The 12,089-nt window shown below is 50.0% G+C and carries 13 protein-coding genes; 5 read left to right on the top strand and 8 right to left on the bottom strand.

Annotation, left to right across the window (positions count from 1 at the left end; translation table 11 throughout):
* Nucleotides 1-54: 54 nt before the first annotated feature.
* Together AWR27_RS21650 and AWR27_RS21645 are read right to left on the bottom strand one after the other, a co-directional pair.
* Entirely contained in the window at nucleotides 55-1,122 is a 1,068-nt protein-coding gene (locus tag AWR27_RS21650; RefSeq protein WP_077133109.1) for an MBL fold metallo-hydrolase, read from the bottom strand.
* Nucleotides 1,123-1,136: 14 nt separating this feature from the next.
* On the bottom strand, nucleotides 1,137-2,105 hold the full coding sequence (locus tag AWR27_RS21645) for a fasciclin domain-containing protein (RefSeq protein WP_077133108.1): 969 nt from the start codon (nucleotides 2,103-2,105) through the stop codon (nucleotides 1,137-1,139).
* 93 nt (nucleotides 2,106-2,198) lie between these two features.
* Here AWR27_RS21645 and AWR27_RS21640 point away from each other — a divergent pair, with 93 nt between their 5' ends.
* The 5 genes from AWR27_RS21640 (at nucleotide 2,199) to AWR27_RS21620 (ending at nucleotide 8,694) form a co-directional block, all read left to right on the top strand.
* Nucleotides 2,199-2,936, top strand: a complete 738-nt coding sequence (locus AWR27_RS21640; RefSeq protein WP_077133107.1) for an isoprenyl transferase — start codon at nucleotides 2,199-2,201, stop codon at nucleotides 2,934-2,936.
* 10 nt (nucleotides 2,937-2,946) lie between these two features.
* Nucleotides 2,947-5,541, top strand: a complete 2,595-nt coding sequence (gene bamA, locus AWR27_RS21635) for an outer membrane protein assembly factor BamA (protein WP_077133106.1) — start codon at nucleotides 2,947-2,949, stop codon at nucleotides 5,539-5,541.
* Nucleotides 5,542-5,681: 140 nt separating this feature from the next.
* Nucleotides 5,682-6,257 carry an OmpH/Skp family outer membrane protein gene (locus tag AWR27_RS21630; protein WP_077133105.1) on the top strand — a complete coding sequence of 192 codons (576 nt, stop codon included), beginning with the start codon at nucleotides 5,682-5,684 and terminating at the stop codon, nucleotides 6,255-6,257.
* A 20-nt stretch (nucleotides 6,258-6,277) separates the two neighbouring features.
* Nucleotides 6,278-6,925 carry an OmpH/Skp family outer membrane protein gene (locus AWR27_RS21625; protein WP_077133104.1) on the top strand — a complete coding sequence of 216 codons (648 nt, stop codon included), beginning with the start codon at nucleotides 6,278-6,280 and terminating at the stop codon, nucleotides 6,923-6,925.
* A gap of 203 nt (nucleotides 6,926-7,128) precedes the next feature.
* Nucleotides 7,129-8,694, top strand: a complete 1,566-nt coding sequence (locus AWR27_RS21620) for a hypothetical protein (RefSeq protein ID WP_077133103.1) — start codon at nucleotides 7,129-7,131, stop codon at nucleotides 8,692-8,694.
* Nucleotides 8,695-8,761: 67 nt separating this feature from the next.
* On the opposite strand, the gene AWR27_RS21615 is transcribed toward AWR27_RS21620, so the two are convergent.
* From AWR27_RS21615 to AWR27_RS21590, 6 genes are all read right to left on the bottom strand, one after another.
* Complete coding sequence (locus tag AWR27_RS21615; RefSeq protein ID WP_077133102.1) at nucleotides 8,762-9,631, bottom strand: aldose 1-epimerase family protein; 870 nt, start codon at nucleotides 9,629-9,631, stop codon at nucleotides 8,762-8,764.
* Nucleotides 9,632-9,724: 93 nt separating this feature from the next.
* Nucleotides 9,725-10,192: a 30S ribosomal protein S7 gene (gene rpsG, locus AWR27_RS21610; RefSeq protein WP_077133101.1), complete on the bottom strand. Its 468-nt coding sequence runs from the start codon at nucleotides 10,190-10,192 to the stop codon at nucleotides 9,725-9,727.
* A gap of 151 nt (nucleotides 10,193-10,343) precedes the next feature.
* The gene (gene rpsL, locus AWR27_RS21605; protein ID WP_077133100.1) at nucleotides 10,344-10,769 is read right to left on the bottom strand and encodes a 30S ribosomal protein S12; all 426 of its coding nucleotides are present in this window, start codon (nucleotides 10,767-10,769) and stop codon (nucleotides 10,344-10,346) included.
* 226 nt (nucleotides 10,770-10,995) lie between these two features.
* Nucleotides 10,996-11,316, bottom strand: a complete 321-nt coding sequence (locus AWR27_RS21600; RefSeq protein ID WP_077134136.1) for a DUF3467 domain-containing protein — start codon at nucleotides 11,314-11,316, stop codon at nucleotides 10,996-10,998.
* Between the two features lie 102 nt (nucleotides 11,317-11,418).
* On the bottom strand, nucleotides 11,419-11,766 hold the full coding sequence (locus tag AWR27_RS21595) for a HepT-like ribonuclease domain-containing protein (protein WP_077133099.1): 348 nt from the start codon (nucleotides 11,764-11,766) through the stop codon (nucleotides 11,419-11,421).
* The gene (locus tag AWR27_RS21590; RefSeq protein ID WP_077133098.1) at nucleotides 11,756-12,070 is read right to left on the bottom strand and encodes a nucleotidyltransferase family protein; all 315 of its coding nucleotides are present in this window, start codon (nucleotides 12,068-12,070) and stop codon (nucleotides 11,756-11,758) included. Before AWR27_RS21590 ends, AWR27_RS21595 begins: the two co-directional genes overlap by 11 nt.
* Nucleotides 12,071-12,089: the final 19 nt, after the last annotated feature.

Below are 12,089 nucleotides of genomic sequence, written 5' to 3'. Positions count from 1 at the left end.
CAATTCGACGCGTACCCTGTATACTGACCAAAACCCGATAAAAAGGGTTGCAATTCATGGGCGGGAATTCAAAATAAATCCCTCTCCTGCTTTCAACGCCCGGAATCGCTGGGCTGGTATATTCTTCGCTATCAGGGCTTTCCGTAAATCATCGACGGGTTCGGTTTCGCCATCGTCGGCCAGCGGAAACGTACCGAAATGAATGGCAACGCTCTGCTCCGAACGCACGTCTTCGTGTATTTGCACAGCCTCGGCAGGGTTGCAATGCACCGGCGACATAAACCAGTTGGGCTTATACGCACCAATTGGAATGAGGGCCAGCCGCAACGGCCCGAACTGCTCGCCAATGGCCCGAAAATGCGGCCCATACCCGGAGTCACCGGCGAAATATAATTTCCCAGCCGTCTTATTATCAACCACATAGCCTGCCCAAAGCGTTCCGTTCCGGTCGAACAGGCCCCGACCCGAAAAGTGCTGCGCCGGTACGCAGTGAACGGTAGTTTGCGGGTTCAGGCTGACCGACTGCTGCCAGTCGAGTTCACTGACGTTCTGACAACCGTGCTGCTCCAGAAAGGCTTTTACACCCAGCGGACATACTATGCGCGGCTGGTCGCGGGCGCAGAGTTTTTTTACCGTGCCAATTTCCAGGTGATCCCAGTGGTTATGACTCAGCAGCAGCAGGTCAATTTTGGGTAAATCCTCAAACCGAACACCGGGTGGGCAGTTTCGCTTCGGGCCGGCAAATGAAAACGGACTAACCCGCTGCTCGTAGATAGGGTCGGTCAGCACGTTTAGCCCGTCGAATTGCAGTAACACCGTTGAATGATTAACGAACGTCACACGCACTGGGTCGCCGGATACGCGGGCGGGTGGCGGTGGGCCGGGCTGGTTGTTGTGAAACGCGCCCCACGGCTGAGTTCGCTCGTGGTTCAGTTGCCAGCCAATTACTTCTTTGAACCCGCCCGGCTTCGGTGCGTTGGGGGTAAAAAATTCGTTCCCATCGAAATGGTCGCTGATTGGTCCTTTGTAGCGAGGTGCTGAAATCGTATAACCTATGCCTATGCTAATCAGCACGAATAGCAGCAGAACAACGAGCAGAATGAGAAGAATTTTTGAGAGCATGAGTTTTTGAGGTGTTACGGAATCAGCACTTGGTCAACAATATGCAGGACCCCGTTTGTAGCCACCAGGTCGGGCGTTCGGATGGTGGCGGCTGTGGCATTTCGATTACCTTTCACCGAAATCTGATTGGTTGTAACGGTCAGCGTCAGGCGGGTATTGGTCAACAACGTGGCAACGGTGCCGGTTTGCAACTGGTTCGAGAACACTACACCCGATACGGTGTGATAGAGCAGCGCATTGGCGAGCGTTTGCGGATTGGCCGCTTCAATGGCAGCCAGCGAACCAAACCGGCTATCGGCCCGGAAAGCCGCATCGTTGGGCGCGAATAACGTAAAAGTACTGGTCGAACTGGCTCTTGTCAGAAACGGTAGAGTTGTAGGCTCACCAATCCGCCGAATGGCAGCCGCCAGAAACGTCAGGTTCGGGTTTGCCTGAATACTTTCGAGCAGGCTGCCTGCCGAGGGCGTCAACACCCGGTCGATAACGTGTACATAGCCGTTGGTGGCTACCAAATCGGGCCGGGTTATCTGTGCGTTGTTGATAAAAAGTAACGCCGTAGTATTACCTAAACCGCCAGAATTGGTTCGGTTCAGATAGGCCACACCCCGGCTCGCCATTTGCACCGAGTTCTGCCCCGGCGGCACCGCCGTTGACGACACGGGCGACGCCAGTACGTGATACATCACAAGGGTACGCACCTGCTCTTTGGGCAGCGACCGAATAGCCGCTTCGGTCAGGCCCGACGCCTGAAAAGCGGCATCGTTGGGAGCAAACAGCGTGAGGTTGCCCGCTTTCAGCGCATCGCCGGCTTCGGCATACTGGACAGCCGCCCGCAATAGACTGAACTGACTGTCTTCAAGAACCAGATCAGTTATTGTTTTAGGCGTTGCCACAGCGTCGTCATTCTGCTGACAGCCAAACGCGGTTAGTACTACACAAACGAGTGCAGTTAGTCGTTGCCATTGAGTCAATATGGTATTCATAGAGCAAAAGTACGCGGAAACTTTAAACAGACTAACCGCTGAAAATCCGTATCTTCGCGGTTTGTTAAATACTCTTAAATTTCCCCAATTGGGATGAAAGAAGACATAGAGCCGGGCAATCTGCCCCAGCACATAGCCGTTATCATGGACGGAAACGGACGCTGGGCCAAACGGCAGGGAGCCGCGCGGGTGTTTGGGCATCGCAACGCTATCAAGGCCGTGCGAGAAGTAACGGAGGGATGTGCCGAATTGGGAATTAAGTACCTGACACTTTACGCGTTTTCGACCGAAAACTGGAACCGCCCCAAGTTTGAAGTCGATGCACTGATGACTTTGCTGGTACACACAATTCGCGACGAGATAAAAACACTGATGGACAACAATGTGCGGCTGGCAACCATCGGTAACACCGAAAGCCTGCCCAAAGACTGTCAGCGCGAACTGGCCGAAGCCATCCGCGAAACCAGCCATAATACAGGTCTGACACTGATTCTGGCCCTGAGCTACAGTGGCCGATGGGAAATTCTGGAGGCAGCACGGCAGTTGGCCGCTCAGGTACGCGACGGACACATAACACCCGATGATATTGACGAGATGCTATTCAGTCAGCATCTTACTACGGGTGGCATACCCGATCCTGAATTGATGATTCGGACCAGTGGCGAAATGCGAATCAGCAACTTTCTGCTCTGGCAACTGGCTTATTCGGAACTATACATGCCCGATGTGCTTTGGCCCGATTTCCGCAAAAAGCATTTGCACGAAGCTCTGCTAAGCTATCAGCAACGCGAACGCCGATTTGGCAAAACGAGTGAACAGTTAGTGAAATAATTACAAGACATTGAAACACCATCTAAAGTACATCATCGGCGCCGTTCTGGTACTCGGTAGTCTGCTGCCCGGTCAGGCACAGGTACGCGTGGGCGTAGGGCGCGGTCCTGAAACACCGACCGACGATACGAATGCGCTGCTCAACTATGCCAGCCCAAAAGAATACCAGATTGCCGCTATGACCGTGACGGGTACGCGTTACCTTGACCCAAATTCGCTGGTATCGCTGTCGGGCCTGAAAGTAGGTGATAAAATACGTATTCCTGGCGAAGCTGTTGGTTCTGCTGTTCGTAAGCTCATGGAATCGGGTCTGCTCGATAACGTGGAGATGTTTGCCACGAATGTCAACGACAACAAAATAACGCTCATGTTCCGGGTGCAGGAGCGGCCCCGGCTTTACCGGGTGTCGTTTATGGGCGTGAAAAAAGGCGAACAGGATCAGCTTAAAGACAAAGTAAAACTCAATCTGGGCAAAATCGTGACCAACACGATTACCAAAAATACCCAGATGGCCGTTCGGAAATTCTTTGTCGACAAAGGCTATCTGAACACCAAAGTCCGCATCACAACCATTCCCGACAGCACCCGTAACAACGCTACCATGCGCGTGTTGGTCGATAAAGGCCAGAAAGTAAAAATCGCCAAAATTAACTTTCAGGGTCTTAACGAGGTCGATGAGTCGGCTATTCGGCTGAAGCTGAAGAATACGAAAGAAATGCGTTTTGGGCGGCTCTTCAGCCCGTCGAAGTTTGTGCCGAAAAAGTACGAAGAAGATAAGCAGAAGCTGATTGCATATCTCAACAAGCTTGGCTACCGCGATGCCGTCATTGAGAGCGACAGTGTGATTAATGCAGGTGGGCGAACTATTTCGCTCAACATGAACCTGAATGAAGGGCAGAAATATTACTATCGCAACATCGACTTTTCGGGCAACTACCTCTACCCGGCTGCCCGGCTGCGTGAAGTGCTGGGCATCAGCAAAGGCGACGTGTATAACCCCGAAGACCTCGAAAAGAAACTGAACGGCAACCCCGGCCAAGATTTGAGTTCGCTCTACATGGACGATGGCTACCTGTATTACAATGCTCAGCCGGTCGAGAAAATGATCGATGGCGACTCGATTGATCTGGAAATCCGCGTTTTCGAGGGCAAGCAGGCTACTATTAACCGGGTGATTCTGAACGGCAACACCAAAACCAGCGACCATGTCGTGATGCGGACCATTCGGACGCTGCCCGGCCAGAAATTCTCGAAAACGAACCTGATTCGTACCCAGCGCGAACTGTCTACACTGGGCTATTTCGACCCCGAAAAAATCGGTATCAACCCCGTACCACAGAACGATGGAACGGTTGACATTGAATATACCGTCGAAGAAAAACCATCGGACCAGATCGAACTATCGGGTGGTTGGGGCGGCTTTGTAGGCTTTGTCGGTACGCTGGGCTTAACGTTCAACAACTTCTCGGCCCGGAACATTCCGAACTTCAGTGCATGGCGTCCACTGCCAGCGGGCGATGGGCAACGGGTGCAATTGCGCTTTCAGGCCAACGGGCGGCAGTTTCAGGTGTATTCGCTATCGTTTACCGAGCCGTGGTTAGGTGGTCGCAAACCGAACGCCCTATCGGTTAGTGCCAGCCACACCGTTTTCCAAACCTTTTTCGATCCGCTCGACCCGCGTACCCAGTTTCAGCCGCTACGGGGCCGGGCACCGACGGGTTCATTCCAGAATACGGCATTTACGGTGGGCTTAGGTCGGCAGTTGCGGGTGCCCGATGACTTTTTCTCGCTCAGCAACTCGATTACGTATCAGCGGTATGTGCTGGATCGTTACAACGTGTTCCAGATTCCAGGCTTCGACAGTGGCGTATCGAACAATATCACGTTCAATACGACATTAGCCCGCAACAGCATCGACAATCCGCAGTTTCCGCGTGGCGGTTCGTCGTTTTCGCTAAGCGGTTCGTTTACGCCCCCCTGGTCGGTGTTCCGTAATACGGCGGCTATTGAAAAGCCGGAAGATCGGTTCAAGTTGGTTGAGTACCACAAATGGATGTTCGACGCCAGTTGGTTCCAGACGGTGTTTGGTAAATTAGTACTGAATGCCCGCGCTCATATGGGCTTCTTGGGCAATTACAACAAACGAACGGAAATCGGCCCATTCGAGCGGTTTGTACTGGGCGGTGCCGGATTGGCCGGACAGGGGCAATTTGCGCTGGCGCAGGACATTATTGGTCTGCGCGGGTACAATGACCGCAGCGTGTTCACGGCTGACTATGACCGGACGCCCACGCCTACGGAGGCCGCACGCGGTGGCGTGGTCTACAACAAGTTCATTGCCGAACTTCGCTATCCGGTTTCGCTCAATCCGTCGGCTACGATTTTTGTGCTGGGCTTTCTGGAAGCGGGCAACAACTGGGGCAGCTATAAGCAGTTTAACCCGTTCGATTTGAAGCGGTCGGCTGGTTTTGGCGCGCGGATTTTCATGCCTGCTTTTGGTCTGATTGGTATTGACTACGGCTACGGGTTCGACCCACTGCCAGCGGCTGGTAAAACCGGGCCGTCGGGTCAGTTCCACTTCACGATTGGTCAGCAGTTCAGATAATTTTGTTATCCCTCCTATCGTCGGATGACAAAGTCATCAGTTAAACCTTCCGCCATAGAATATATCTAACCCATGAATTTGGGCGTTAGGTAATCGAAACTGACAATCAACAACTTCCCGTAATTTTTGTGCAGTTACCGATGAATAAAGTCCTGTTTTTCGTAATTTTGTGGGCCGTTTGCCTGAGTGTTCCGGCACAGGCGCAGAAGTTCGGTTATGTCGATACAGAGTTTGTTTTCAGCAAGATGCCTGAATACCAGAAGGCGTTAGGCGAGATTGACAAATTCACCGATAAGTGGTCGAAAGACATTCAGGATAAGTACGTTGAGATCGAAAAACTGCAACGCGCTTATCAGGCTGAAGAAATTCTGCTGACCGAAGACATGAAGCGCGAACGGCAACGCGTGATGAGCGAAAAAGAACGCGAAGCACGCGAGTACAACAACCGGGTGTTTGGGTATGAGGGTCTGCTCTTCCAAAAAAAGAAGGAACTCATGAAAGCACCGATGGAATTGGTGAATCGGGCAATTGAGAAAGTATCCGTGCAAAAAAAATTAGATTTTATGTTCGATAAGGCGTCTGATTTTGTTATGCTCTATACTAATCCGCGTCACGATTATACCGACTACGTCATGGAAGAGTTAGGACTCGACGGTGCCAGCAAGGGCACGCCCGGAACTAACCCAGCCAACAAAGCAATCACAAATCCAAAGTAATACAAACAAGCAAATTCGAGATGAAGAAAAACCTCGTCATGGCGTTTGCCGCAGCCCTGCTGTTGGGCGGCCTGAACGCCCAGGCTCAAACCTCAACAACCGCGACCACCACTGCCTCGGCAGCCGGGCCGCTGAAGTTAGGTTATACGAATATCGATTATGTACTGAGCCAGACGCCTGAAGCAAAAGATATTCAAAATCAGTTGACTATTCAGCGGACGCAGTCGGAAAATGAACTGAAGCGGATGCAGAAAGAACTGGAAGACAAGTATAGTGCCTATGAAAAAGGAGCCGCGCAAATGTCGGACGTGATCCGCAAAGATCGCGAAACCGAGTTGCAGGGTCTCCAACAACGCATTCAGGAGTTCAGCCGCACGGCAGAGCAATCGCTGCAAAATAAGTATCAGCAATTAGTGAATCCGGTGGTGCAGAAGATTCAAAAGGCCATCGATGCGGTAGCTAAAGAAAGCGGTTTCCAGTATGTGTTTAACCTCGACGCTGGTGCCAACACGATTCCCATTCTGCTCGTTGCTCCTGAAGAGAACAACATCACGGAACTGGTTCTGCGCAAGTTAGGCATCGACCCGGCTAAAGCTGCGGCTGCGGCCAAGCCTGCTACGGCAGGTGGCAGTACAGCTCCTGCCCAAACGGCCCCGAAGAAAAACTAAGGTTGTTTAGCAGGTTGCCATAGAAAAAGCTCTTTGTATAGAAGGGCTTTTTTTATTGGCCTATTTCCCGGAATAGTTTAATTTTTTTGCGTTAATACAGTCTGCTTGCTAAGAAAAGTGTAAAAGGGTAGACAGAATTAGCCTTCTGCAAAATCTTGGCTTTACTTTTGCGTTTTCTAAGGTAATACCATTCTTAACCATCTATGACGCGCCTATTCGGTACGCTGGTTTATTCGTTTCTGACATTGACTGTCATAAGCGGCTACGCGCAGGATACCAAATCTCTCCAACTGATTCTACCGACACAACCCAACTGGAACGTAGTGCCCGAAGGCGGCACTGTTCGGTTTGATTTAAAAGCTACCGGAGCCGGACCAACCGATACGCTTACGTTTGGATTTGGTTCGGAAAAGCAGGCAGGCATGCAACTCGATTCGCTGGGCCATTTTAGCTGGACGCCCTCCTTCGACCTGGTTGAACGCATTCAAACCAATAAACGATTCCCGGTAACTTTTGAAGTGTATAACCAACGTGGGCATTCGGCCAGTCAGACGGTCGAGTTTCGGGTGTTGCACGTGAACCGACCGCCGGTTGTTGGTGAGTTGCGCCCGTTCTATGTCAGCTACCGGACGCAGAACGCGTATAAGATGGAGCCGCAGGTAGTGCGCGACGACGATGGCGACCCAATCGTTTTTATTCCGATTGCCGATCAAATGCCAGAAGGCAGCAAGTTAACGTCGCAGGGTGAATTGAACTGGACTTTGTCGCTCAATCAGTTTAACAAGTTAAAACAGGCCCCGCAGTATATTGAATTTTGGGTCGAAGATCAACCCACAAAAGCCCGTACCAAAGGTCGCCTGAAAATAGAGGTAACACAGATGGATTTGCCGCCTACGGTGCAGGTAATTCCGAAAGATACGCACTATCGGCTACGCGAAAATGCTACGGTCAATCTCAAATTCTACCTGTCGGACCCTAATGGCGAAGATGACGTAGCTACATTCGATTTCGTATCCGACAATCGGCAGATTCCTAAAACGGCGTTGGTGAAAAATACAGAGAACCAATATGAGTTCATCTGGCAACCGGGCTACGACTTCGTTAAAGACCCTCACGACTCGCTCGACGTGCAAATCACGTTTTTCGCGCTCGATAAATCACAGAATCGTGAAGAACGTCGGGTTACATTTACGGTCTTCAACACAGTGAACGAAGCCGAAAAAGATCGTTATTACTATGCACAGTACCGGCAATTGCTGGTTCGGGCGTGGGGGCTGGTAGAGCAGTTGTCGGAAAAAGAAGAAGAGCTGAAGCGTGATTATAAGCGGGCTAAAGGCGGCAAACGAAATCGCTCGGTGGCTAATGCATCATTAGGTGCCGTAACGGGCGTAGCTCCAGCCGTTAATTCGCCCAATTCGCGGCTGATTTCGGCCATTGGTGGCACAGCGGTGCTGACGATGGGTACGCTCGAAGCAACTGAAGTAATCGGTAAATCAATGAAGGATTTGCTTGACCGATACAATTACGTACTGGGCAAAAAAAGCGAACTTCAAAACAAAGGCGACGTCTTCGCTCGTGAGTTTGCGCTGAAATCGGCCCGCCGAAGCAGCGAGTTTATCAAAAAATCCGACGAATTCCGTAATTCTATGAGCCTGAGCGGGTTAGTTGCGCTTGAATTAGATGCCAACTGGCAAAGCAAAAAAGAAGCCACCGATAAGGCAATCAAGCGCACGTTTAAAGATTTCCAGCCACTCGAAGAAACGCAGTAATTGAATGATTGAGTGGTTGAATGATTGAATGGAGTAGCAGGATACATTCAATCATTCAACCACTCAATCATTCAACGTTAATTGTCAGCGTGGCTTCAAACACCTTGCCTGACGCGACCTGTTGAATCAGCTCCTTTTGTTCAATAGGCACAAGTTCTCCGTCGCTATCGGCACAGCCTAACCAGGGTTCGATGCACACAAAATTGGCACCGGGTTTGGCCCATAAACCAAGATAAGGAAATGATGAGAACGAAACGCTGAGTGCGTGATTGTGGTGTTGGCTCTGCAATGTCACGCGACGGGACGAGATGTTTTTGAGAACAAGCGCGTCGCGGTCAAACAACGATTTCGTCAGCATTAGGCGATTGCCAGTGGTTGGCACAGATTCGGTTTCGCCGGAGAAATAACCATCTGCCGTAAGTCGATGTGTCTGGAGTGGCTCTTCGTTCTCAAACTCAATGAAGTAATCTTCATAAGCTTCTCCGGTCCGAAACGGCACAGTGAAAGCGGGATGTGCGCCAAGCTGAAAATAAACTGTTTGGTCGTCTTCGTTCACGACCCGATACGTTATCGTGAGCACAGGTCCATCGATTTCGTAAATAACCTGAAATAGAAACTCGTAAGGGTAGTGTACCCGCGTGACATCGCTGGAGCGTAGCGTGAACACAGCGTGCGTATCGCTCGATTCAGTTGTTTCAAACATACTGCGTCGGGTAAAACCATGTCGCTCCATTGGGTACGCTTGTCCATCTATCAGTAACTGGTTGTTCAGGCAACCGCCCACCACCGGAAACAGATTAGGCCCATGCCACGGCCATACCAACGGATCGGCCTGCCAAAGGTGTTCGATACCGCTTGATTTGTGAAAAATAGACGTTAGTTCGGCTCCCTGCGGGCGAATGGAAACCCGGAGATGGTTGTTGTTGAGCGTTGTCATAGCTCAAAAATACGGAACGAAACGTACAGAAAACACGAAAACCCACCAATTAGCGGGCTTTCGTGCGGGAAGAACTGTTTGTATAAAAAATGTTTAGAACCGGAAGTGCGAGAACGCCTTGTTGGCTTCTGCCATACGGTGCGTATCATCCTTCTTTTTCACGGCTGCACCTTCGCCTTTCGAGGCTGCAACGATTTCAGCAGCAAGCCGGTCAACCATTGTTTTTTCACCCCGCGAACGAGCATACCGGATCAGCCATTTCATGCCTACCGCGACCTTCCGGTCTGCCCGTACTTCGGTCGGCACCTGGAAGGTAGCTCCACCAACACGACGGCTTTTTACTTCAACTGAGGGCATTACATTGTTCAATGCCTTCTTCCACGTATCAAGACCGCTCTCATTGGTGCGCTTGGCAACCACATCAAGGGCGTCGTAGAAAATTGCGTATGCCAGGCTTTTCTTGCCTTCATACATCAGGTTGTTAACAAACTTGGTTACGAGTACCTCCTTATACTTAGGATCGGGTAGTACGTAACGCTTGGGCGGTTTCGCCTTTCTCATGATTTCTTCAGATGTTAGAATCTTACTCTGCCGTGGTCTTTCAACGGGCAGTCAAAAATTTTGAGTTGTGAAGTTGGATGGTTGTAAGGTTATAAAGTTGCGCTGCCGATTTACCGAACTTTACAACTTTATGACTTTATACCGCTACAACTTATTTTTTCTTTCCTTTGGCCGGAGCACCTTTGCCAGCCGCCGGAGCCTGACCTGGTTTCGGACGTTTGGCACCGTATTTCGAGCGGCTCTGCAAACGACCGTTTACACCAGCCGTATCGAGCGCGCCCCGAACAATGTGGTAACGCACACCTGGCAAGTCTTTAACCCGACCACCACGCACCAGTACAATAGAGTGCTCCTGAAGGTTGTGGCCTTCGCCCGGAATATAGGCGTTCACTTCTTTACCGTGCGACAAACGCACACGTGCAACTTTGCGAAGAGCCGAATTAGGCTTCTTCGGGGTCGTGGTGTACACACGCGTGCAAACACCCCGACGTTGGGGGCAGGAATCTAAAGCAGGCGATTTTGACTTATCGACCAGCTTTTCACGACCCTTGCGCACCAGTTGTTGTATGGTAGGCATTCTTAGTTTTGTTTACAAAAAAACAGTCTTCCCGAAATTTGAGGTGCAAAGATACGAAAAAACAGTGAGCAGTCAACAGGAATCAACGAACAGTTTTGATCAATTAGCTGAATGCTTGCCTGTTACTACCAATTTGATGTTGCATTGGCGTCTGGCTGACGCTACCCCCAATCCAATGTCGTATAATCGCAAATTGTTGGCTGATCGCTGTTAACTGCTCACTGTGTTACGCTTGCCCTACTGGTCCGCCAAAACCGCTTGGAGGGAAGCGAAACGTATCATTCGGCTCGCTGATACCCCCAAAAGACTCTTCGTAGCGGCTGATGTTCTCGCGCAGGGCTTCAAGGAGCCGTTTGGCGTGTTCGGGAGTAAGGATGATGCGGGCTTTTACCTTTGCTTTCGGCACACCGGGCATCAGACGAATAAAGTCAAGAATAAACTCGCTGTTGGAATGGGCGATCATTGCCAGATTGGCGTAAACGCCCTCGGCAATTTCGTCACTCAGTTCGACATCAATCGAACCGTCAGGATTTTGTTGTGGGTTCATGAGGCTGAGAGAATTAATACTATTTTGAATAAAATACAGCAGAAAGTCACCCACTGTTTATCGGATTATCAGTAAGAAAAATGCCTGATTAATCTCACAACGCTATTTGCTTTCCAATTCTTCTAATAGCGCAGTCACCTCCATTTTGAGTACTGGCAGATGATTAACGATTACACTCCAAACAATTGCGTTGTTAATAGAATCGTAGGCATGGATCAATATATTCCGTAAACCGACAATATGGTTCATACCACTGATGTTGATAGTAGCATCCGTCTTACGTAATTGATTAACGGCTTCACCAATTATACCTAATGCTCGCTCAACAGCGTATTGAGTAGCCAAATCTTTCTCGTAGATTTTGAAATCACGGTTTCCACCTAAGAAAATGTCGATGTAATCTATATGAATAGCTATGTCGGTTAGATATTTTCGTATATCACGCTGCATAAACTAACTCTTTTGATTTCTCTACGGCATGGGCAAAATAGGGATTACGAAAAGACGGGTTCATTAGCAGATCAACTCTTCGATTAAACAAACGCTCCAAATCAAACAACAAATTGAAATAGGTCTCTCCTTTTTGTTCAGGAGCCAAACTCTCCGGTAGTTCTACTACCAAATCAACATCACTAAGCTCTTCATCAAAGTTAGTTGTTGTCACTGAGCCAAACGCGTACAACCGCACTACAGCATATCTTCGACACAAGCTGACGAGCTGATTTTGATAAGATTGTAGAAATGGATTAATCATGACATTGGAAAGTTAGCTA

This window comes from Spirosoma montaniterrae (assembly GCF_001988955.1).
Taxonomy (GTDB): Bacteria; Bacteroidota; Bacteroidia; order Cytophagales; family Spirosomataceae; genus Spirosoma; species Spirosoma montaniterrae.
Note: the sequence above shows the minus strand (reverse complement) of the source record. Positions and strands in the feature narration are given on the sequence as shown.